Below are 22,792 nucleotides of genomic sequence, written 5' to 3'. Positions count from 1 at the left end.
CCATGACCAAGAAGCTTCTGGCAACCCCTCTGGCGGAGCGGGTGCGGGCGGTGGTATTTCACCGGCGGGTCGTCTTCGGTGTGCCCTTCGCCTGGTTACTGCTGTTCTTCCTGCTGCCGTTTGCGCTGGTGCTGAAGATCAGCCTGACCTCGGCGGTGATAGCCATTCCGCCCTACGAGCCGGTGTTCCGATGGGTGGAGAACACCCTGTCGGTGGTGGTGAACTTTGGCAATTATCTGTTCCTAGCCTCCGACAGCCTGTACATCGCCGCCTATTGGGGCTCGGTGAAAACCGCGTTTCTGGCCACCCTGTTCTGTCTGCTGATCGGCTACCCCATGGCGTATGCCATGGCCCGCGCGCCGAAACACTGGCAACTGGTGTTCCTGCTGATGGTGATGCTGCCGTCCTGGACCTCGTTCCTGATCCGCGTGTATGCCTGGATGGGCATACTCGGTAACCAAGGCCTGCTCAACAGCTTTCTGCTGTGGCTGGGCCTCATCGAATCACCGCTGAAAATGCTGAACACCAACTTCGCGGTAATTCTGGGGATCGTCTATGCCTACCTGCCGTTCATGATCCTGCCCATCTACACCAATCTGGTGAAGCTGGACATACGTCTGCTGGAAGCGGCGTCGGATCTGGGCTGCCGCAGCCTGACCACCTTCTGGGCCATTACCCTGCCGTTGTCCAGGGCCGGAATCCTGGCGGGCTCCATGCTGGTGTTCATTCCAGCCGTGGGCGAATTCGTGATTCCGGAACTGCTGGGTGGTCCGGATACCCTGATGATCGGCAAGGTGCTCTGGGAAGAGTTCTTCAACAACCGAGACTGGCCGGTGGCCTCTGCGCTGGCAATCGTGATGCTGGCGCTGCTGATGGTACCCATTGTGTTGTTCCACCGCTTCCAGGCCCGGGAGATGGAAAAGAATGGTTAGGTTAAAAGCCCATGGTTTCTCGAAGACCATGCTGATGCTGGGCATGCTGTTCCTGTATCTGCCCATGGTGGTGTTGATCGTCTACTCGTTCAACGCCTCACGGTTGGTATCGGTATGGGCCGGGTTCTCCACCAAATGGTACGGCGCCCTGCTCGCCAACGAACAGATCCTGTCGGCGGTGTGGATGAGCCTGCGCATTGCCTTCTACTCCGCCAGCATGGCGGTGTGTTTGGGCACCCTGTGCGCGTTCGTGATCACCCGGTTCAAGAAGATGCGCGGGCGCACGCTGCTGTCCAGCATGATCACCGCTCCTCTGGTAATGCCAGAGGTGATCACCGGCCTGTCATTGTTGCTGCTGTTTGTGCAAATGGCCCAACTGATCGGCTGGCCGACGGATCGTGGTATGGCCACCATCTGGATTGCCCATACCACCTTCTGCAGCGCCTACGTGGCTGTGGTGGTGAGTGCCCGCCTGAGAGAAGTGGATCGTTCCATTGAGGAAGCCGCCATGGATCTGGGCTGCACGCCGCTGAAAACCTTCTTTGTCATCACCCTGCCGGTCATCGCTCCGGCACTGGTTTCCGGCTGGCTGCTGGCATTTACCCTGTCGCTGGACGACCTGGTGATTGCCAGCTTTGTGTCTGGCCCGGGAGCCACCACGTTGCCGATGGTGGTGTTCTCCTCCGTTCGGATGGGAGTGTCGCCGGAGATCAACGCGCTGGCGACGCTGATTATCGCGGCGGTGTCTGTGATTGCGTTTATCGCCTGGCTCTGGATGCGGCGAGCAGAAAAACGACGACTCAGACCACACTAGATTTGTGGCGACTCGATAGTATGTGATGCAACCCATCACACTCCACCATCGGGTCGTCACAGTTCACCACAATGTCGGAACGGGCAATCACATAACCCCTGCCAGTGATACTGTTCTTGACCACCTGATACTCGCCCTCGGTTTCTACCGTGGTGAATTCACCGATAAAACCGGTGTCTCGAAGGGAAACGGTTTCCAGTTTATCGCCCGGCTGGATTCGGCCTTCGTAGTTCATCAACGCAAGCCTGGCCGAGGTGCCGGTACCGGTAGTGCTACGACAGATCACGCCGGGGTGGACGTAGGTAGCCGATCGTGAGCGGAAATAGCCATCGGCCACTTTTTCTTCCGGCCCCATAAAGTGCAGAAATGGCAGAGGCCCGACATCACCCAGGGTGTAGTGGGAAAATCCACGGGCAGCCTGAATGACCTCGACAATGGCATACGCGGTGCGGGCCAACTCCCGTTCCTCATCAAGGGTCAGGTCAAAGCCCAGTGATTTTGCATCCACCAGGGCATAGAACCCGCCACTATAGGCCACACTGTAGCCAACCTCGCCAATGCCCGGCACGTTAATACTGGTATTATAGGTGTGGATGTAGCTCGGCAAGCCCTCGCAGGTGACCGCTTCTACCACTCCGTCATGAACAATAGCCTCAATGTTTACGAGGCCCGCCGGCGATTCCAGCATGAAATGTTGCTTGCCCTCCTGCTTTGGCACTATGCCAGCCTCGAGGACCGCCGTCGCCGTACAGATGGTGTTGGAACCCGAATAGATGGGGTATCCCATCACCTCCATAATGATGTACCCAACCGCCGCCCGGGGATCGGTGGCGGGGACCAGCAAATCCACGGACATTTCGGGAATACCATAGGGCTCCTCCAGCAGGAGTTTGCGCAAGCCGTCAGCATCGTCCCGGAGGTACTCCATCTGCGCCCGCACGGTGTCGCCGGGCAAAAGGTCAATGCCGCCGGTAACAATGCGGCTGACATCAGCCCCGGCGTGGGTGTCCATTAATTGAATGGTCAGTTCCGGCTTCATCAGTCTGCCTCCACCGCAAAAGGTTGCCCGTGTTCCTGCCACTGGGCATCGGGAACAATCACGATTTTTCCCAGGTAATTGCTGCCACGGTTCATGAAGTACTCCTCCGCGCGGTGCAGCTCGGACAACCGGAAAGCACCGTGCAGTACCGGCTTCAAATCACCACTCCGGATCCATTTCATCAGCTGTTCTGCCTCTTCCCGGGTGCCATGGGACACACCGAAAATCTGCACCTGGTACAGATAGATGCGGGTCCAGAGAATTTCGCTGATGTTTCCGCCACTGGCCCCGGCAATACTCAGCCTCGGATAGGTGCTCCGGGCATTCATGTCAAAAATCATGGCGTCGATGAAACGGTCCGTCATGTCGCCGCCCACCAGGTCCATGACCGCGTCCAGCGGCTTGCCTCCGGTTTCCGCCTTCACCCGATCGACAAAGCTATCCATGTCAGTTCTCTCGAGAACGGCCTCGGCGCCCAGCTTCAGCAATGGATCAGCCTTGTCCTTCTGGCTCAGGGCATAGGGAATGGCACCGATAATCCGGCAGAGCTGAATCAGTGCCGTACCCACGCCACCGCTGGCACCGGTAACCAGCACGCGTTCACCAGCCTGAATATTGGCGGAGGTAAGCATGTGGTAGGCGGTCTGATAAGAACACATGCCCATGGATGCGAGCTCGGCGTCGGCCAGGTCCGGATTGGGAATGTGATGGAACTGATCGGACGGTAAAGCGACATACTCGGCGTATCCGCCATCTGCGCCATGCCCGTAATAATCCGGCGTGAGATTGATGTCTGTGCGGTTGTCCGCATAGATGTTGAAGTCCAACAAGCCGCGTTCGCCGATACGCTGTTCACTGACACCCGCGCCCACAGCAACAATACGACCGACAATATCGGCCCCCTGAATGCGCGGGAACGTGAGCGTAGGCTTGCCGCCCATCTGGAACGACGTCATTTCCCCTTTTTTAGTGGGATATAGCCCCTCACGGGCTTTGCGGTCTGTGTTGTTCTTGGCGGTGGCAGTTACCTGAACCAGCACCTCGCCTTCCCTCGGCTGAGGTACCGGTACATCCTGATACATGAGCTGATCAATTCCGCCATGGCCTTTCAGAACCATCGCCTTCATTGAGGATGGGATCATCGGCAACAGACCCTCCTGTTCTGGTGAATAAACTACTCAGACAGAATAGGAAAGATCACCGGGTGTGTCAGGGCCTTTTACGGATATCCATTAGACTCAAACGGTTTACCGAGCGATTACCCGATAAACCGGCCTTAACCGCGGAATCTGCTTGAGGACCACCTGGATAACCGTCATCAAGGGCACAGCAAGGAGAACCCCCACTGGCCCCCACAACCAGCCCCAGAAGAAGATCGAAACAAAGATGATCACGGGGTTGATCGCCATCCGGAAACCATGAATCCAGGGCTCAAGGAAAAATCCGACAATCGTGGTGAGCACAATGAAGCTGATCGGAGCAAGCACCATCATCCAGAGCACGTCCAGGGAAATGGCGGAGACTATGGCCAACAGGGTGATGGTAAGCATGTTACCAAGGTACGGAATAAACCGCGCAAGGCCTGCAATCAGGCCCCAGACGGCCGGGTCTGGCAGGCCGATGGCCCAACAGATCAGGCCGGTCAACACGCCAACAGACGTGTTGGACAACCCCAGCACCGCCAGATACTGCGCAATCTGATGCTGGGAATCGTGGGTGATCCTCAGCACTGTCTTGCGCTGGGACCGGGGCAACTGCTTGACGAAGTTGCGAATCAACCGGTCGCCGCTGACCAAAAGGAAATAGGTTAATGCCAGTGCCAGCGCCAGCCCAGCAATGCCGTTCCGAGCCTTGGACATCAACTGACTGCGCCAGGAGTCGGTTTGCAATACCACCGTGGTGGGTTTGGTGCCCTGATCTTTGGAAAGCTCCTCAACCGATTTTTCGACCTGCTCGGCAGACTGACTGACCTTGTCGATCTGGCGCATGATCTCACTTTCCCCCACCAACAGGCGAGACAGTCCCTCCGGAGCCTTCTGGGCCCACTCCAGAGCTGGCGTGGCGACCGCGGCACCCAGCCCCAGAATTCCAGCAAGGACCGCCAGCACCAGAACCAATGCGGATACCACACGCGGTAAATGCCAGCGCAAGTAAGCCTTTTTGACCAGAGGCGCCAGTAACAGGCTGGTCAGTACCGCCAGGATGATCGGGAGAACAATCTGATGAGCAATATACAGGGTGTATAGAATACCAAGGATGAACAACCCGTAGATTGGCGTGGAGAGATCCGCGAACGATCGCGAACCTGTGCCATTCGTTTGCGGGGATTCTGTCTTCTGGTCATCCATGGGCCGTTATACCTTGTCGGAGTGCCGCTCAGGGCACAGGAGTTTCGCCAGCGCAACAATCTGGAGATTAGCAACACAGTGTAGCGTTTACAGGAAGCACCCGCATTATCAAACAATTACCAAATGCATTTGAGGAAACTGAACCATCCGCGCCCAGCACACCGTATACCTTCGGGATAAACAGCTGACAGCGGAGAATCCATGGCACCGCGTTACGATACATTGTTCTACGATGGCTCCTGCCCCCTGTGCGCGCGTGAGATACGCACCCTGCGAAGATTGCAGACCGGCAACCTGATCTTTGCGGATATTCACGAGCAAAACCCGAGCAACCAGCAACTCCCCTCCCGGGAGCAGCTGCTTCGTAGGTTGCATCTGATGAGCTGGACCGGGGAGTGGGTAACGGGATTGCACGCCAATGTGCGAGCCTGGTCGCACACCCGATTTGGCTGGTTGTTCAAACCGCTGCTGTGGCCGGTGATTCACCCGATTGCCAGGCGGATTTATGAAACCTGGGCCGACAAACGGTATGAGCGTAAATACATTTGTGCGATGGGCCACGAAAACTCGTGCCCACCGGGAACCTGAGGCAAAAAGGCTGCTAGCTGGCCAGCTTAGGCAGGAATGAGGTATCCACCCAATAGCGATTGAGATTGGCCTCATCGACCAGCACGGGCACCGTTTCCTGGTGAATATGATTACTCGGATCGAACCACAGGTTATCGCTTCGGAATACATGAAGCTCACCGGTTTGCGGATGCTGCCACTGGCAGACAATGCGGAACGGGTTACGACCGTTTACGGTCAGACTGGTGTTTTGCTCAACCGACGAAAATATTGCGAGCACCTCGGTGCCGTGATCTTTCAGGTAAGCCTGTGAGCGGCTCTTCTTCCAACCAAACAACAGCATCCCGCCGCCAATGGCGCCAAACACGAGCCCCATACCTCCAAGAATCATGGGCAGCCCCCACAGGGAGAAGAAACTGTTGATTCTGGCGCTCTCCGGGGCCGAAGGCTCATAAAACACAGACACCCTCTCACCGCGACTGAACGACGGCGGATTTGAGCCTGAGCGCGACCGGAACTCGATCTCCCGACCACGGATATCCTCGAAAACGACCACCGGATAATAGGTAGTTGAATCGCTGGAACGCGAGCGCTCCAGATCAATGACCGTGCCCGTGGCTTCCGTAGCTCGCTCGATAAATGACACTGTACTGCTGTAACTCATCACCGCACCAACAAGCATACCGGCGCCAATGAGTGTGAAGACGTATTTGAGGATATTCAGGGTTTTCAATGGTTCAATCCTTGTGTTTTGGGTTCTCTTTCCTCATACCAGCTGACCGATTTCGGCCCCGTCGGGAACGAGAGAAGGCATTTGGGGCTCACGCCCCTTCAACATATTTGCCAGACGCCGCTCTCGTACCTTGTGAACGGAGGGATCAAACCTGAGTACCTTGAGGGGCACCGGGTCACCCTCCTGCAACTTGTCGAACGTCGCCAGCTTACTCAGATAGAAGGCCCCACTGTGATTTTGGCCATCAAACTGAAAATCAAACTCAATCATAAGGTTACACTGATAATGCCCTTCCCCCTGTGGCTCATTTCGATGATCGTATTCCTGATGAAACTGACAATCCGCTTCTTTTTTGGTCAGTACGCCGTCCACCTCTACACCGTGCTTCCGTAGCAAGGCCTGGCCGTATAGGTAGCTGGTACCCGAGTAAGTTATGACGATAGCAAGCAGAACCAACCCAGCGCCCATCAATGCGAAGAAACCTCCCGCAATCATGGCCCCCCAGTCGCCAAAGTCGACGTAGAAAATGCCACCACCCACAGCGGTGGTGATTATTCCTACGCACAGCATGGTTAGCATAGTGCCTAGGTCAGTTTTTATTGCTGACCACAGGAGCGGCCAATCTATGTGGTTTTTTCTGAGCATTTTTCTGGCGCTGGGAGGTTAGTTAATGGGTTGAGGCTGGTTATCAACGCAGCGAACCATTGGCTCTGCTGAGAAAAGACCTACCGGGGAAGAGTTTTGCGCATTCTTTCATGAAGCTCGTCCAGCTCCTTCTGTTTTTGCGCCATGTAGTTTTCTTCGATATCGGTCAGGCGGGTTGTAGGGCCCTTTGGATCCAGGCGTTCTTGGACGACTTCAGGCCAATGTTTCCTTGACCTCTTTCGATCAACCCTTTGTATGAATTCCATACCCAATGCAACCGGAAACAAAAGATAGGAACCAATCCATTCGATAACCGTGCTTCCCGAAATTCCATTGCCTTCCTTTCTCTCCTGGCCTAAAAAAGTTCTCGAATCCAGAATCAAATCGAGAAATGAAACTTGCCCAGATTCTAACGTTTCCTCAATGAACCGGCTCCTGGATTCCGTCCTTCGTCCGGTCTCATCAAACCAAGGGCCAATGGTCATGAAACAACGCAGATATTCCCATATACCAACCAGCGTTGACAGCCGCTTACCTGCAGAAATACCCGACAGGTTCAGTGCAACTCGGTTGCGGGGATCTCCAAATTTTTGAAGAATAATCTCCAGGTTTCCATGGACAATAGATCCGGAGTATTGATTAACCATTCTATATTCATAGGCTACGGCCTCTATGCTTTCCCATACTGCATGGTAAAGCTCTCCTTTAAGATCATAATAGATCTCCTGTGTGCGCCTATTGAATACTATTGGTAGCGACGGCGGGCGAGTGCACTCCCAAGCCGCCGGCATTAGTATCCCCAGAATTGAACACAGCAAAAGCCACCAATCTGAACTCAAAGCGTTTCCAAACCCAACGATCAGGAGAAAAAGTACTACACCGTACCCACCTACAAGAAAACCAAAGCCAGTGAGCATGCCTTTACTCTCGGCACTGCCCGTTCTCAAAGCCAGATAGATCTCATTTTGCGTCTCAATAAGACTCGGCTTGGATGGCGAATGACCACTGCGAGCACCACTGTTTAATACCCGAGCACTCGATGAGCTCCCTATCTTATTAACTATCGAATCAAATAGTTTTTTTGCATCCTCAATCACCAGATATCAACCTCTATCGGAGGCATTTCAAGACCAGGCTGAGGGCGATAGATCAGCTCCCCTGAAGTCCATAGATCGGGTCATCAGCGTGACAAACCTTTCTGTATGTTGCGGTGGCTGCGGCGTGCTCACGGCTACCTTTTTCGACCCAGGAGCCAGATTTTCCAAGTCTGGGCGAACCTAATACTGGGTCAGGATCAAATTAATCGATGGGCTTTGCGTGATTAACAACGCAGCGGAAGCCTAGATAGTAGGAGTTCAGGCTTCTTCCCATTCTCCCGTAGACCGTCGCATTGCCGCCAACATGATCACCCAATCCCGCCAGATCTCTTACAACCCTTTTATCCGCATGTTCGTTGCTCGGCTGCTTTGCTACAGGATTTTTGGCCGGGAGATGATCATAACCGGAATAGAACCAGTCTTTCGTCCATTCCGCCACATTCCCGGTCATATCATGCAAGCCCAGGGGACTCGGGGGGTAAGAGCCGACCGGGCGCCTCTCCACATCGATTGATGAGTGAATCAACACATTACCGGAAACTGGCTGCATCGGGTCGATGGCATATGAGGGGCGTTGAAGATACTTATCTAGCTCCACTTCAGCTGTATCGGTTGCGAATGCGATGGCCTGACCCCGATTCCGGGCCGCGTACTCCCACTGAGCTTCGGATGGGAGGGAAAAGGGGAGCCTCGTTTTCTCGGCCAGCCACAAACAGTAGTTTTCTGCTTCCTGGAAATTCGGACTGCGGGCAGGTTTGTGTTTGTAATTTGGCGAGGCAGGATCATCATTTGAGGTTATGGGCAACCTCACAGCACGTTTGAAGCCCTTTTCAACCGTGTAGTCGCCCGCTCGCCCCACATCCTTTAGAAACGTGACGAACTCCCCCCAAGTAACCTCTGTTTTGAGAATTGAAAAGCTCTCCAGCTCCACAAGCTTTGGCGGTTTGTTGTCATCGGAGATCGGGTTAAAAAGCACACCCGATTCGTTTCCGACATCTCCCAGCCAAAACTCGCCGCCTTCGACAAAAACCAGATTGTTTTTGGCATTCTGGAGTACCGCTTCAATTTCAATTTCTGAGGGCGCCTTCGGTGATGAACAAGCGGAGATTAAGGCAAGGCTGAGCATCGTGCTGACAAGCCTTATTTCCAAAGTTTTTGCTTCCCTGTCATCAAACTTTCTTTCTAGTCCAAGCATGCCAACTCAGAGATATCCAATTTGTTGATAAAAGAACTATCTTGGCAGGGTTTTACGCATCCGCTCATGAATATCACCCAGCTCTTGCTGTTTTTGTACCATATAGTCTTCTTCGATATCGATCAGTCGGGTTGTTGGGCCGTTTGGATCTAAGCGCTCTTGCACAACCTTCGGCCAACGATGTCGGGCTTTTTTTCTATCAATCTTCTGAATGCATTCCATTCCAAATGCTGGCAGAAGGAGCATGTAAGAAGTCAACCAAGAAAGAAAGGCGGTTCCAGAAACACCATGGCCCTCTTTACGCTCTTGTCCCAGTGTTCTTCTTGACTCAAGTACAAGGTCAAAAAAGGAAAGTTCGCCAGACTTCAAGCTTTTGTCTATGAATAAACTCTTAGACTCGGTCCTATTGCCATTCTCGTCAAACCACGGGCCAATCGTCATATAACATCTTAGATATTCCCAGATACCGACCACGGTTCGCAGGCGCTTGCCCGCTGGAACCCCTGATAAGTTCAGCGCTATCCGGTCGTCAGGGGCACCAAATTTCTTAAGAATGATTTCCAGATTTCCATGAACAATGGAACCTGAATACTGATTGATCACTTGGTATTCGTAGGCAACAGCCTCTATGTCGCTCCATTCTGCATGGTAGAGTTCACCCTTAAGGTCGTAATAAATCTCCTGAGTACGCCGATTAAAAACTATCGGCAGTGATGGTGGGCGGTTTATCTCCCATATTGCAGGACCGAAAATAACTAAAACTGAGAGTAAGAAAACCCACCAATCTAGATTGGAGCTATAAGGCGCTCCAAACAGATTGGGCAGCAAAACAAGAAGTATCCCAACTGCACCCACGAAAAAACCCACGCCAGTTAGAATGCCTTTGCTTTCTGCACTGCCTGTTCGTAAAGAAAGAAACACGCAATCCTGTGACTCTACAAGACCTGGCTGCGACGGTGCGTAGCCACTACTTGATTTGCCATTCAGTAACAGTACATTCGATGATGTCCCGAATTTACTAGCTACCGCGTCAAATAGCTTTTTCGCGTTTTCAATCACTAGATATCAACCTTTATCGTTGCCGGGCAGAGGACGATAGTGATCAGGTGGAAAACCAGTCACGATGTAAACGACCATCCTTCAAACGGTACATCGAAAGACCTAAGCGAAGATCCTGCCCACTGGCGTCTTTCACAAACCCCGAGTGTAAGGCCCTTGGCGATACCGGTCTTCCACTTACCCAAATAAAAACGATCGATTCCGAATATCCCCAGAAACATGACAAAAACCATTGCGATAAGGCGATTCTTTTGAGTTGTTCATGTTTTCCTCCGTGAAAACACTGGATTGATTAACTAACCGATGGGTTGAATTGGTTCCTTGAAAGCAAAATGCCTATATGCCGAATATTGGCAAATAATGAAGTATTGGTATGCCTACCAGAAGTTCTTCAGATCTTGCCCGCGCCTTGGCTATTGTGTCGGAATCCAGATCGCTCAAGCTGCGGTCGATGCTGTATTTAACCGATGGATTACCGGTTTCGCGATGCAGGGCCAAGAGAACTGCCAGGCCTTCAATTGGTCGGGGTTCGGGGTATTGAATCCTGTTCTTCGCACCATCTGGCCCCGTAATCAGGACCAATCCATATTCATGAAGAGCATCAAAATAATCCGTCTGCCCCATACGTTCGACCCACTCAGTCGCCTCATCAAACCGACCGTCGATACTGTATTCTGTAGCGAGTTTGAAGATCGCCTTAGGGAACCCCTGCTCCGCAGACGCCTCTAACCACTTGAGCATGTCTGCTCGACGGCCAGCTTCGGTCCAGTAAAAGCCCATATCCTGCTCTTCAAGCAAGATTGCCACCCAGTATTGAGAAAATGCGTGACCTCCTTCGGCTGCTCGCTGAATCCAGCCCCAAGCTTTTCCCTTATCGCCAGACACCCGATAAACAGAATAGGCTTCCTTCATTGCTTCAAGGTCACCAGCTTCAGCTTTGGGAAGGACCAAATCCAGCGCACGCTCCAGCCACTCCTCGCGGTCATAATCGCAATTTCGAAGCGTTCCGCAGAAGTTGCCTTTCCGAGCTAGCCTCAACATGGCGTAAACGTCTCCACCTTCTGCAGCCTGGCGAAAAAACTGTTCAGCCTCTTCCGTGATGTAGGTGTGGTTACGACGGAGGATGTTGCCTGCATAGTAGGCCGCCTCCACATGTCCTAACTGAGCTGCCTCCTTGAATTTGACGAAGGCGTCAGGGCTGTAATACTGCTGATAGAGTAAATAGCCTTCCTTAAACAAAGCGTCCGCGTGCTGATGTGTTGTGCCCTGTGTTGATATAGGCCATCCCAAGCTGACCACCAAAGCCAATACTAGATGCCGAAACAGCCTCATTATCCTTAGATCCCAAACTTAGGCAGGTAGTAGATGACGGGAGCATCCACCAGAAGCTCTTTAGACCGAGCCTCCGCTTTAGCCATGATTTCCGGCGTCAATTTGTCACGGTAAACTTCGATCATTTTCAGCGGGGCGTCTTTGCCAGTTTGACGATGAAGGGCAAGAAGAATCGCCGCCCCTTCCACCGGCCGAGGTTCAGCGAAACCGTAACCCGACCCTTCGCCATACAGGGATTCAGCGTCAGGCCCAAACAGAATAGCGGCTCCTGACTCTAGAATGGCATCGTAGTAATCGGTTTTACCCATTCTCTCTACCCAATAACGCGCTTCCTCAAGTTGCCCACCATCTCTAAGTTCCAAAGCCAATTTTAACATTGCCTTCGGGAACCCTTGCTCTGCCGAAGCCTTGAGCCACTTGAGCATATCTGCTCGGCGGCCACTGTCAGTCCAGTAGAAACCTCTCTCCTGTTCATCCAACATCACTGCCATCCAGTACTGAGCAAAAGCATGGCCATTTTCAGCAGCACGTTCGACCCACTCAAAATCCGCAGTTCGATCCCCTTTGATCGCATAAGCAGACGAGAGCGCCATCATGGCTCCAGTATCCCCGGCTTTCGCTCGGGGAAGAGCCGCATAAAACGCTCGATCCAACCACTCTTCGCGGTCATAATCGCAATTTTGAAGCGTTCCACAGAAGTTGCCTTTCTGAGCCAGCCTCAACATGGCGTAAACGTCTCCACCTTCTGCAGCCTGGCGATAAAACTGTTCAGCCTCTTCCGTGATGTAGGTGTGGTTTCGACGGAGGATGTTACCTGCATAGTAAGCAGCTTCCGCATGCCCTAATTGAGCTGCTTGCTTGAATTTTCCGAACGCATTGGGGCTGTAATATTGCTGATAGAGCGTATAGCCTTCCTGAAACAAAACATCCGCTTGCTTCTGGCTTGTTTCGCTCTGGGCTGACAGGGGCAAGCTCAGCCAAACCACCAAAGCTAACACTACAGGCCAAAGTACCTTCATCTTCCTTATAGTCCGAACTTAGGCAGGTAATGAAGAATCGGCGTATCAACCAATAATGACCCAGACAGAGCTTCGGCTTCCGATATAACCTCACTATCTAAAGTGTCTTTGTACTCGTCTATTGCCCGCTTCACCTCCGAGCTGCCTTTTTGGCGATGTAACGCAATTAACATAGCCAGGCCTTCGATGGGCCGGGCTACCGGATATCGGAACATGCCATCCGGGCCATCCAGCATGATCAAACCATAGTTAAAGAGCGCATCGAAGTAATCAGTTTTCCCCAAATGATCAACCCACTTGTTGGCCTCCTCGAACCGACCGTCTTCTTTTAACTCCAAAGCCAACTTCAAGATCGCCTTAGGAAAGCCCTGTTCTGCCGAAGCCTGGAGCCATTTGAGCACATCTTCGCGGCGACCATTTTCGGTCCAATAGAAGCCCCTATCCATTTCGTCCAGCATGACCGCCATCCAGTATTGAGCAAAGGCATCATCATTCTCGGCTGCCCGCTTAACCCACTCAAAATCCTTTTCCGGTTTTCCTGCAACTGCATAGGCTGCGCCAACTGCCATCATAGCGTCAGTGTCGCCAGTTTCCGCTCGAGGGAGGGCTGTATCTATGGCAAGCTCAATCCACCGTTGTCGATCGTAATCACAATTTCTGAGGGTGCCGCAGAAGTTGCCTATTTGACCAAGCCGCAACATCGCATAAACCTCCCCTCCCTCAGCAGCCTGAAGGTAGTATGCTTCCGCTTCCTCCGTGATATAGGTATATCTTCTGCGGAGAATTTCGCCCACATGATAAGCGGCTTCTGCGTGGCCGAGGTTTGCGGCCTTTTCCAGCGGAGTAATAGCAATAGCGCTATAACGTTGCTGAAAAAGCGTGAACCCTTCTTGGAACAATGCCTCAGCCTGCGCCTTGTCCGTTTCCGCCCAAACAGGAAAAGACCCCATGAAAAACAGCAGCAAACAGCAAGTTTGTTGAATCAGAAACCTCGGCATCACTTAAGCTTTCTCCCATATGTGGAGGCTGAATTTCTTGAGAAGTGTTTGATACTGCTTAAGTCGCCGTTGATCAGCAGGCTCAACAATTTGTTTTCCCATAAACTCATCCAGTCGAGCAATATTATTCCGAGCGACCAGCAAACTGTCTCCTTCAGGTTTAGCACCATGAGTGTTCATACGAATGATCGACTCTTCAAACTGCCTCTGAACTCGGTTAGGAGTTTGGTCGCGGTAGGATTCTGGATTAACCAGCTCTGCTTCGCTCATCCACCTGAAGCACTGATGAATTGAAACTTGCTGAAGTTTAAGCATTTCATCAGGAGACTTACGTCCATCCTCGCCCTTATATTCGGCAGGCTCGGACACCAAATTGTGCAACATCGGCCCTATCGCCTCGGGCTGTAAGCCCAAGAACCAGGACTTGTACTCATCCAGTGAAATTCGTGGTCGGTCATCAGAAACAACACCCCCACCCTCAGCAAGTGCGATGGCATCAGTGATTCTAACGGCCACGACACCAGCGTTCTCACTCCTGTAAAAATCGCTATAGACCTCTTGCACAAAGTCATAGCTCTGCGCAGCCAGGAACGAAATTTTCAATGCCGTTGAAAGGCAGAGGTTCATCAGTAGGCTCATATATTGAAAGGCATCTGGATCAATCCAGTAGATTTGGCGAAAACCGTTCTCGTGGAGCTCCTGCTGCAGCAAGCGCATCCACAGCGGCAGCGTGTCATAGGCCAATTCCACCCCGATAGACGCACCCCCGCCAATCCCGGCAATCACCTTACCCTTACCGTATAACACCAAGCGCTTATTTCTTAGGCCGATCCTGAAATCGACGTCGGCTCCAAGCCCAGTCGAGCCAACCAGTTCTCCAGTCACAAGGCCCACGGTAATCCACTCGGGGACCTCCTCACCCAACAGCCTCCACGTCTCTTTTTTCCGCAGGCGGTCAGGAATCGCCCACTTTATTTCAGCGCGGGCCAGGAGGCCTGCCTGAGCACCGGCAAAGGCATTCAACTTAACGCCTTCAACTCCATTCTCGTAGTTTTGTTTCTGCCCTGTTTTTCCATGGCCGGCGCCAGAGCCTTTATCCCTTCCGGTTTCTTCACGATAACGACCGGTAACCCGTAGCCCCTCGCCTTCAACGGCCTCAACACCAAGGGAGTGACTCAGCAAAATGCCAGCGCCGACAAAACCCCAGCATTTAACATCCAGACTACAGTGAAACCGTCCTATTTCCAGATGGCTTTTGCCCGCGTCGGTGTAATACGGAACGGTGATGAGCTCTGCATTGTCCGGTTCGGGCAGCCTCATAGAAATGATATCCATCTGCCCCTGACGGTATGTCAGGTTGGCGCCCAAAGAAACGTCTGTCAGCTTATAGCCAGGAACAATTCTCCCCTTCTCGTTCCTTCCGAAGTTTACATCTGGAGATAAACCCGCCTCACTCAGCACTTCAACTTTAACGCTATTCTTCAACTCCCCGCCGAGGTCACCGGCAATACCGCTCAGAATTAGACGAGTAAACTGACCAGCGTAGCTGTCGTCAAAGCCCATCAAATGTCGCTGAGCCTCTGACTGAAATATAAGACACCGCAGATGGGCGCCCCAGGCATCCATCTCATCCTGACTTTGGAGCGCCAGAACTCGCTCTCCCGCAAGCGCATTAAAAAATCGTTCTGGCATAAAAAGTCCGTTGGCATCGAACCAATGCTCCCGCAATGGGTACTTTTTGGCACCCAGCTCGGTGAAGATTTTATCCAATGCGTCGTCCTGATCAGGTGCTTGCGCCAACTTGATGGAGTTAGCCAGATCAAAGCGCGTTGCAGGCTCAACATCATCTTCCGGATTGAAGTTGGTATTCAGATAATCTTCACTGCCAGGAATGTTATCGATGGTAAAATGCCGGACGGTTGGCCCACCTTTCGGTAAAGAAAACTCCCGAAGCGGGATGCCAGGACGAACCAGTGACTTGTGAGGGCTAGGTTTGAATTCCGACGGATTCCACATGAACATGCGGGCCGGCACTAACGCCTCTGCTCTCTCCTTTGCTTTGCACTTTAGTTGCTCCTGCTGTTCCTGGCAGGCTTCGATTCTGGTCTGAAATTTCAGTAGCGCGGGCGCGGGAGCGGGGCCGTTCATTCCAAGGACCCTTAGCCAGGCATAACCATGCTCTTTCATGTCCTCAGTCAGGCGTTCAACATCCCATTCAAGTTGCTTGAAGTTCCCCAGCTCCAGAATCCCGCCCGGGACGTCCCCCTGGCCATTGGCCAAGGCATACTCAGGTGTAGCAATACCGATATTCGCCAACTTGAGCACGGCCTCTGAGTACTTCAGCATCTTGCCTTCGAGCGCGTTCAACTCCCTAAGGTACTTTTCAAGTTTTTGCACATCCAGCGTTTCCCGCCCCTTCTCGTATGCGACAAGCTCCCGGTTCAGGCGCATGGCATTTATAAAGCGGTCTGTTTGGGTGTCATTACTGAACGTGTCTTCCTCAAACGCTTTTCGTGCGTCTATGTAGTCACTGAGGAGGTCCTGGATTTTTCGCTGCTCAGGGGAGTACAAATCGCCCCCAACCACATCAAAGCCTGCCGCCTTTGCTGCATCCAGGCCCTCTTCTCTTAGGTCTTCCAATCTTTCCCGACGATCCATGATCCTGTCGCGGATATCATCTCTTCGTTTATTCAACTCCAATTGCTTGGTATGCCACTCCACTTTTAAGGCTGACCGCCTGCGATAGAAAGCTTCATCCGTAACTAACGACTGCACTTTTGCATGATAAACAACTTCAGCTGCCTGAATGTCCGCATCGAGCCTTTTCAAAGCGCGTTCATCTGCCCGATTTTCATCATGCAGCCTAGCCCACTCTTGCTGTTCAGCAGGCAGCAAAAAACTTTGCGCAGTTGCCGGTAGAAAGAGGTTCGTTAAACCTGCATCTTCAAGCGCAGCTAACCGCTGTTCAGCGGTTTCTTTGGAAGCTGCAGCTTGCAGCCGATCTGCACTTACTTCGATTTTGTCTAACACGCCCTGCGGAACCAACCAGAAACTACGCTGGCCCGTAACGTAGATCACCGTCGCAAACGTTTCGTCTTTACAAGGCTGGGCTTCGCAGTGCGCCGAAGTCTGGTCAGTGTCCGAGAGTGCCGGAGGTGGTAATTCGTTCTGTTTGACGAGCGTTCTGACATCCTGGTCAATCAACATGCTTTACCGTCCTTGTTCACATTCGAGTTGGCTGAGAATCTGCAGTGGCGATCGCCCGCTGTTCCCCGCAAGGTGCTGCCAATGATCCGATTCCATCAATGGGCCTTTGACCTTAATGGCCATCCGAAGCCACCGTTCAAAGTCTACCTGGGTAGACAAACCCGCCGACCTTGCGGCACTCACCTCATTCAGGGCAAATCCCTGCGCGTCTTTAGAAGGAATATGCTCGCCATACGTTTGTGCCATGAAGAGGGCAAACTGACGGGATCGGGTATCATCCACCTGTCTTATCTGTTCACTTGTGATCGAGAGCGTTCTCGGTGAATCAAAGCTCTCGCTTTGCTGCGATGATACAAATTGCCACCATTGCCGATGGTGATGCCACATCCACTTGCTGCTGCCCCCCAGCATCTGGTGGTGCTGGTTTGACTCCAGGACTTCAAACAAAGCACCAACGGCTCTAGGGTCGTAGAAACGAAATATGGATGGCTTACCATCCTGTTGCACGGTAATGATTGATCGGAGATGGTCCGCCATGGCCTCCAAATCCATATCAGGCGCCGAGATCAATATCCCCAGATATTCACTCTGATAACGTTCGATCAGCGCTTCGCGAAAAACCGGCGAATGTCTGAGATCAATCAGTATCGGGCCTTTTTTCCAGAGTTCTGCCAACTGGGTCTTCTGATATAGGGGGTCCCAAGGGATTTCGGCATTATCGAAATAGCGGTACATCCAGCCGAGCAGAGATCCTTCATCTTTTTGTGCCAGATCCAGAATGGCAAAATCCGCTATTTCTTCCGAGAGAGGCTGCTCCGCAACGAGCTCCATGTTATCCATGAGTGATAGCAATCCATGCTTTTAAATAAAAAATATCGCTTATTGATCTGATTTCATTTTCTCGAAGGTTTCATCATATAGATCCAGCCATCATGCATCTCCCAGAGCTCGCCATCCAGAACTTCGAGGTTTAAGAATGCCTCGCCGCTGGTATCCCCTTCTTCATAAACGTGCAGGACTTCTATAACCTCCCGTTCCAACCCATAGCCGTAAAAATTACTCCAGCGATTAGCACTGATTTCTCCCTCTCTCTGCGGTGGGTAACAGGCAAATTCGTACAAAGGGTCGGGAATGGATACATCCCTGACTTCAAACAGTTCTGGCTCAAGCAGAAGCTTTTTTCCAATTCGCTCCTCAGCCGAAGACTCAGAGGTAAGGCCTCCGCCGTACTTAACCACTTCATGGATAACATAAACGCCGTATAGCTCGTCCAAAGACCGACCCGAGCATGTTACGTTATCTTCGTTTGGGTTAACGGCAAAACAGCCCCCCGAAACGACCCCAAATAAGAGGACTACAAAAAACCTGATCATCGGTTACCCCAATCGCAAGCTACCATTGTTTATATATACCCTTTGAATAAACATCCCACTCAGCATTTCGCCGATTTATCAAGCCACGACTGACCGCACCCTGGGAACGATTCCAAGCTTTCCAAGCACTCTCAAGGTCTGGGTACGACGTCGAGGCTTCTGAATCATTAATCAAAGTAACAGCAGATGAGTTTGAAAAGCCTGCTATCCCTATGTTGAATGCAAGCATAACGGCCGCGTCAAATTGATTCTGCGTAAGGGGTACGGTAACTTTCTCGTTGACAGCTCGTACAAACGGCTCAAGATCTGACTCGAACAGGGCGTCCGCTTGATCAGCAGTGATACCGTTCTCGTAGATGGACCATTCGCTCCTTGCTATCAAATGTCCATACCCAATAGTCGCCCCTTTAACCCAAGAGGTAATACTCTCACCAGTCTGGTCATCGTAGGTAGTCAAGCGAAGCTCCTCTACGCTTTTCAGAAGCTCCTTTCCTTTTTCACTTAACGCCATTGTTCCAGAGCTTGATGGGGCCGGTGCTTCTCTACTATCCGTTTCATTATTTGCCATAACGTCCTGACCATTATCCTCTTTGGTAACGGAATCTTTGGTCGTTTTTTCTGCGGACGCGCCTTCGATAGTATCTTGGCCGTGATCATGAACCATGCACCTGCCTTGGCTATCTAGCTCACACCCGGCTATAAATGCACTCCCAGCTTTGGCGGAGCGAGATAGCACACCATTCGTCAATCCCGCAATGCCTGAATCGGCACCCGCTTTGGCTTGGCCAAGATTTGTTGTCGAAATCGACTCAGTCATGCCGTTCCTTCGCATTCCTGCGTCGACTAATGAGGCAGAAGAACCAGCCGTCGATGACTCCACCGCGAGCATTTCAGGAATATCTGGAGCCTTCACCCCAACCCCGGTACCACTCCCGGGCCCACCCCCGGAATTCATCCGCACCAAAGGCCCAGACACTGTCACCCCACTTGGGTCTACCTTCACAAAGCTGCCACCCGCTTTCAGCGTCACCTCGGCTCCGGCTTCGATCACTATTTTCATACCCGCCTTGTGGTGGATTTCGGTGCCGGCTTCCACCAGCTGGTTTTTGCCCTGCTTGCTGTGATGGCTGCCGTTTACGGTGAGGCTGTAGTCGGCGCCGATGCTCTCGCGATGTTCGCCATCTGTGGTGTGGTGGCGGTTGCCTTTGGTGTGGCTGAAACGATTGTTTTCCACCGTCAGGTGGCTGTCGTTCCTGATGACTTCGGTGCGATTGTTTTCCGTCAGCAGGTCGAGGTCTTTCTGGGCGTGCACGTAGATCTGTTCTTCGCCCGCTTCGTCTTCAAACCGCAGTTCGTTGCTGCCCTCACCCTTGTGGGTTTTGGTCTTCAGGGTGGTCCGGGTTTTGTGTTCCGGCAGCGCGTACGGCGGTGTGTTGGTGGCGTGGTAGGTTCTTCCGGTGATGATGGGCTGATCCGGGTCGCCGTCCAGGAAAGACACGATCACTTCGTGGCCGATTCTGGGCAGGGCCATAAAGCCGTACTGGCCTCCAGCCCAACCCTGGGCCACGCGCAGCCAGGCGCTTGAGTGTTCGTCGTTCTTGGAATAGCGGTCCCAAGGGAATCTTACTTTTACCCGGCCGTACTGGTCGCAGTGGATTTCTTCCCCCTCCGGGCCGGTGACAATGGCCATCTGCGGGCCGTCCATCATCGGCTTGTGTTCACACAGGGGCCGCCAGGTTTTGTCCGCCGGGATGGCGCTGAAGTCGTTGTGGTAGCTGGTGGGTTCGCTGCCGCCCTCTTCTTCCAAGGCCTGGGGCTGTTTGCCGGTGTGGGTAATAGCGGTGAGCAGCCATTCCCGGTTCAGGGTCTGGCTGTCGTGGTCCTGTAGTTCCACTTTGGCGCCGGGGGTGAAATCCGGGCGGTTGCTTTTGCCGTTGGCCATGGATGCGTCGTTTCTGAGGGCATCCAGTTTGTTCTGGGTGAACGGCTGGCCGCTGGCGTCGGCTTTGTAGCGGCCGGGGTAGTCATAGTGCTGGTAGTCTTCCCGGTGGTTAACACCGCCAGCACTTTGTTCATGCATCAGGGCGTAGGCGGGGTTCTTGAAGGTGTAGTCCTTCATGGCCACGGAGGAGGCTTTCACCCGTTCTTCGTAGGCAAACTGGAACACGCAGGCCTGTTGGGTGCTGCCGCCGGCTTTGGTGTTGCAGGTGACCGGGTCCAGTTTCGGGGCGTCGCCGTGGTGGTCGGCAAGAATCAGTGCTGGTTGTTCTTCACCATCCACGCTGCCGTGCTGGTAGCGGTAGTGCCAGCCTTCTTCGGCGGCCAGGCGTTCCAGGAACTGCAGGTCGGTTTCCCGGTGCTGGACGCAGTATTCCCGTTCTTCCGGTGGGCGCTTGAAGTCGAAGATGGAGTCCACAATGCCCCGCTCTTCGAGCAGGGTACGCACGATGGCGTCGGTGGTCTGGGTCTGGAAGATGCGGCTGTTGTGCATCAGGCCCAGTCGCCACAGGGGTGGCTGGATGACGACTTCGTAGCGGGTGCGGCGGTGGCCGGTGTCGCCCCGCATAAATTCGTTCACCACGCCGGTGAACCGGCGCAGGGGCTGGCCGTCCTGCCACACAACCAGGTCTACCGGCTGTTCCAGTACGTCGGCGGCGGCCACATCCGGGTCGGTGCTGGCCAGTTGCAACCGGCCATGGAACAGATCAGACAGCTGTTCGGTCAGCGCGAAGCCGACAACGACAAAGTGGTCCGAGGGGAATTCGCCTACACGGGCGGTGAACTGCAATCCGCTTGCCTGGGGCATGACTTCGATCCCTGAAGATTATGTTGAACTGACTCATCCTGAGCAGTCCCGATTATAACCACCAGCCTCCGGAATACCAACCAACAAACCGATGGCCTGTTTTAACCAGTTCTCAGTGATGAAAACCCGCGCCTGCGACTTTTGTTGAACCCGGTGAACGGTTAACCTTGAACACCGTCTAACAACAAGAGCAGCACCATGGCACAGTACACCATTGAAATTGATGAAACTTTCGATGTCCCCAGGCGCAAGGCTTTTGCCGTTTTTGCCGACCACCACCGCTTCGGCAAACTGGTCGGCGCACCGGTCAAGCGCATCAAGGACAGCGACCAGGCAGACCCCAACGGCATTGGCTCGGTTCGCAAGATCGGCATTGGCCCGCTGTCTCTTGAGGAAACCGTACTCGGTTTTGAACCCGACTCTCTGATTGAATACACCATCAGCAGCATCAGCCCTTTGCGTAATCACCTGGGACGTATTCTGTTCTCCGATGCAGGCGAAGGAAGAACCCGTATTCAGTACTCCATCCGTTTTGAGGATATTGTTCCGTTTACCGGCAAAGCGGTTCAGGTCGCGCTGGAAAAGGGATTACGCCGTGGTATCAAACGCCTGCCGTCAATGGCGTAAGCCTGTGGGAGCGCAGGCAACAATCGGTAACTTGATGAATATCAGATAATTGACCTGAGGCAACAATTTATATTTGTCAATTCTGTACTCTCCCGCGCAGTTTGCAATATCCGGCCATCGGGCTATAAGTGTGCCTGAAGCCGAAGACCCTACTGCTTTGCGGGAGACAGAAATGGCGGCAGCACCGATTGTTCTCTTCGACAACGGACACCACAAGTGCCTGATGTTCGATTCCCTGGTCACTGGCGAAGGCGTTCAGTCCAACCAGTTCCTGATTGTTGATGGCAAACACGAAGCCCTGATCGACCCCGGCGGAGATCTGACCTACACCCCACTCTCCGTCGCCGCGTCCAAGTACATGAACATCCGCGATATGGACTATGTCTTCGCGTCCCACCAGGACCCGGACATCATCGGCGCCATCGACCGCTGGATTGTTCACACCCGGGCAAAAATCGTTACCTCAAAGCTGTGGGCGCGCTTCTTGCCGCACCTGGTATCCAGCTACGTCACCAACCAGCTCAGCGGCAGCGTCTACGACCGCATCGTCAGTATTCCTGACGGCGGCGCCAATGTGAGGTTCGGGGAGACTTATCTGCAGTGCCTGCCGGCGCATTTCATGCACTCGGTCGGTAACCTTCAATTCTACGATCCGGTCTCAAAAATCCTGTTCTCAGGTGACCTCGGCGCGTCCATGGGCGGCGAAGACGACCACGAGCCGGTGAAAGATTTCGACAAACACATCCCGAACATGATCGGCTTCCACCGCCGTTACATTGCTTCCAAGAAAGTCTGTCGTCTTTGGGCCAACATGGTTCGAGACATGGACGTGTCGATGATCGTGCCCCAGCATGGCAAACGCTTTGAAGGCCCGGTGATGATTGATCGCTTCCTTAACTGGGTCAGCGATATGGATTGTGGCATTGATCTGGTATCCCAGGACAACTACCGCCAGCCGGTGGAATACGTGTAACAACCCGGTTCCGCAGGGACGCGGAACC

At 53.1% G+C, this 22,792-nt stretch carries 21 protein-coding genes and 1 pseudogene; 5 read left to right on the top strand and 17 right to left on the bottom strand.

Going from position 1 to position 22,792, the window contains the following annotated elements; translation table 11 throughout:
• The first annotated feature begins 2 nt into the window (after positions 1-2).
• Together ACF8YQ_RS04975 and ACF8YQ_RS04970 are read left to right on the top strand one after the other, a co-directional pair.
• Positions 3-932 carry an ABC transporter permease subunit gene (locus tag ACF8YQ_RS04975; RefSeq protein WP_396622757.1) on the top strand — a complete coding sequence of 310 codons (930 nt, stop codon included), beginning with the start codon at positions 3-5 and terminating at the stop codon, positions 930-932.
• Positions 925-1,746, top strand: coding sequence for an ABC transporter permease subunit (locus ACF8YQ_RS04970; protein ID WP_396622756.1), 822 nt, complete (start codon positions 925-927; stop codon positions 1,744-1,746). The genes ACF8YQ_RS04975 and ACF8YQ_RS04970 overlap by 8 nt, the downstream gene beginning before the upstream one ends.
• Here the strand turns inward: ACF8YQ_RS04970 and ACF8YQ_RS04965 are convergent.
• From ACF8YQ_RS04965 to ACF8YQ_RS04955, 3 genes are all read right to left on the bottom strand, one after another.
• Positions 1,733-2,785 carry a proline racemase family protein gene (locus ACF8YQ_RS04965; protein WP_396622755.1) on the bottom strand — a complete coding sequence of 351 codons (1,053 nt, stop codon included), beginning with the start codon at positions 2,783-2,785 and terminating at the stop codon, positions 1,733-1,735. The genes ACF8YQ_RS04970 and ACF8YQ_RS04965 overlap by 14 nt on opposite strands.
• On the bottom strand, positions 2,785-3,927 hold the full coding sequence (locus ACF8YQ_RS04960) for a zinc-binding dehydrogenase (protein ID WP_396622754.1): 1,143 nt from the start codon (positions 3,925-3,927) through the stop codon (positions 2,785-2,787). Before ACF8YQ_RS04960 ends, ACF8YQ_RS04965 begins: the two co-directional genes overlap by 1 nt.
• Before the next feature lie 105 nt (positions 3,928-4,032).
• Positions 4,033-5,133, bottom strand: a complete 1,101-nt coding sequence (locus ACF8YQ_RS04955; RefSeq protein ID WP_022993486.1) for an AI-2E family transporter — start codon at positions 5,131-5,133, stop codon at positions 4,033-4,035.
• A 201-nt stretch (positions 5,134-5,334) separates the two neighbouring features.
• Between ACF8YQ_RS04955 and ACF8YQ_RS04950 the strand changes: the two genes are divergently transcribed.
• On the top strand, positions 5,335-5,721 hold the full coding sequence (locus ACF8YQ_RS04950) for a thiol-disulfide oxidoreductase DCC family protein (protein ID WP_396622753.1): 387 nt from the start codon (positions 5,335-5,337) through the stop codon (positions 5,719-5,721).
• A 13-nt stretch (positions 5,722-5,734) separates the two neighbouring features.
• Here ACF8YQ_RS04950 and ACF8YQ_RS04945 read toward each other — a convergent pair whose 3' ends face one another.
• The 14 genes and pseudogenes from ACF8YQ_RS04945 to ACF8YQ_RS04880 form a co-directional block, all read right to left on the bottom strand.
• Complete coding sequence (locus ACF8YQ_RS04945) at positions 5,735-6,433, bottom strand: DUF3592 domain-containing protein (protein WP_396622752.1); 699 nt, start codon at positions 6,431-6,433, stop codon at positions 5,735-5,737.
• Between the two features lie 33 nt (positions 6,434-6,466).
• Positions 6,467-7,012 carry a DUF3592 domain-containing protein gene (locus ACF8YQ_RS04940; RefSeq protein WP_396622751.1) on the bottom strand — a complete coding sequence of 182 codons (546 nt, stop codon included), beginning with the start codon at positions 7,010-7,012 and terminating at the stop codon, positions 6,467-6,469.
• Positions 7,013-7,158: 146 nt separating this feature from the next.
• The gene (locus ACF8YQ_RS04935) at positions 7,159-8,175 is read right to left on the bottom strand and encodes a hypothetical protein (RefSeq protein WP_396622750.1); all 1,017 of its coding nucleotides are present in this window, start codon (positions 8,173-8,175) and stop codon (positions 7,159-7,161) included.
• A 202-nt stretch (positions 8,176-8,377) separates the two neighbouring features.
• Positions 8,378-9,370 (bottom strand): formylglycine-generating enzyme family protein, encoded by a 993-nt coding sequence (locus ACF8YQ_RS04930; protein ID WP_396622749.1) that lies wholly within the window; start codon positions 9,368-9,370, stop codon positions 8,378-8,380.
• Between the two features lie 36 nt (positions 9,371-9,406).
• Positions 9,407-10,429: a hypothetical protein gene (locus tag ACF8YQ_RS04925; protein ID WP_396622748.1), complete on the bottom strand. Its 1,023-nt coding sequence runs from the start codon at positions 10,427-10,429 to the stop codon at positions 9,407-9,409.
• A gap of 59 nt (positions 10,430-10,488) precedes the next feature.
• Entirely contained in the window at positions 10,489-10,650 is a 162-nt protein-coding gene (locus ACF8YQ_RS04920) for a TM2 domain-containing protein (protein WP_396623276.1), read from the bottom strand.
• A 115-nt stretch (positions 10,651-10,765) separates the two neighbouring features.
• Positions 10,766-11,761: a tetratricopeptide repeat protein gene (locus ACF8YQ_RS04915; RefSeq protein WP_396622747.1), complete on the bottom strand. Its 996-nt coding sequence runs from the start codon at positions 11,759-11,761 to the stop codon at positions 10,766-10,768.
• 5 nt (positions 11,762-11,766) lie between these two features.
• The gene (locus tag ACF8YQ_RS04910; protein ID WP_396622746.1) at positions 11,767-12,780 is read right to left on the bottom strand and encodes a tetratricopeptide repeat protein; all 1,014 of its coding nucleotides are present in this window, start codon (positions 12,778-12,780) and stop codon (positions 11,767-11,769) included.
• A gap of 5 nt (positions 12,781-12,785) precedes the next feature.
• Positions 12,786-13,778: a tetratricopeptide repeat protein gene (locus ACF8YQ_RS04905; protein WP_396622745.1), complete on the bottom strand. Its 993-nt coding sequence runs from the start codon at positions 13,776-13,778 to the stop codon at positions 12,786-12,788.
• A 3-nt stretch (positions 13,779-13,781) separates the two neighbouring features.
• On the bottom strand, positions 13,782-16,985 hold the full coding sequence (locus tag ACF8YQ_RS04900) for a hypothetical protein (protein ID WP_396622744.1): 3,204 nt from the start codon (positions 16,983-16,985) through the stop codon (positions 13,782-13,784).
• 3 nt (positions 16,986-16,988) lie between these two features.
• Entirely contained in the window at positions 16,989-17,825 is an 837-nt protein-coding gene (locus ACF8YQ_RS04895) for a DUF4123 domain-containing protein (RefSeq protein ID WP_396622743.1), read from the bottom strand.
• Between the two features lie 53 nt (positions 17,826-17,878).
• Complete coding sequence (locus tag ACF8YQ_RS04890) at positions 17,879-18,358, bottom strand: hypothetical protein (RefSeq protein ID WP_396622742.1); 480 nt, start codon at positions 18,356-18,358, stop codon at positions 17,879-17,881.
• A 19-nt stretch (positions 18,359-18,377) separates the two neighbouring features.
• On the bottom strand, positions 18,378-18,869 hold the full coding sequence (locus ACF8YQ_RS04885; RefSeq protein WP_226597851.1) for a lysozyme: 492 nt from the start codon (positions 18,867-18,869) through the stop codon (positions 18,378-18,380).
• A gap of 378 nt (positions 18,870-19,247) precedes the next feature.
• Positions 19,248-21,164: pseudogene (locus tag ACF8YQ_RS04880) on the bottom strand (type VI secretion system Vgr family protein); the annotation flags it as partial.
• A gap of 198 nt (positions 21,165-21,362) precedes the next feature.
• Between ACF8YQ_RS04880 and ACF8YQ_RS04875 the strand changes: the two are divergent.
• Positions 21,363-21,791: an SRPBCC family protein gene (locus tag ACF8YQ_RS04875; protein WP_022992924.1), complete on the top strand. Its 429-nt coding sequence runs from the start codon at positions 21,363-21,365 to the stop codon at positions 21,789-21,791.
• A gap of 172 nt (positions 21,792-21,963) precedes the next feature.
• On the top strand, positions 21,964-22,764 hold the full coding sequence (locus tag ACF8YQ_RS04870; protein WP_023007984.1) for an MBL fold metallo-hydrolase: 801 nt from the start codon (positions 21,964-21,966) through the stop codon (positions 22,762-22,764).
• The last annotated feature ends 28 nt before the right edge of the window (positions 22,765-22,792 follow it).

The sequence above is a fragment of the Marinobacter sp. W-8 genome, from assembly GCF_044342215.1.
In the GTDB taxonomy this organism is placed as follows: domain Bacteria; phylum Pseudomonadota; class Gammaproteobacteria; order Pseudomonadales; family Oleiphilaceae; genus Marinobacter; species Marinobacter nauticus.
The sequence above is the reverse complement of the archived record's forward strand: the minus strand, read 5'-3'. Positions and strand labels throughout refer to the sequence as shown.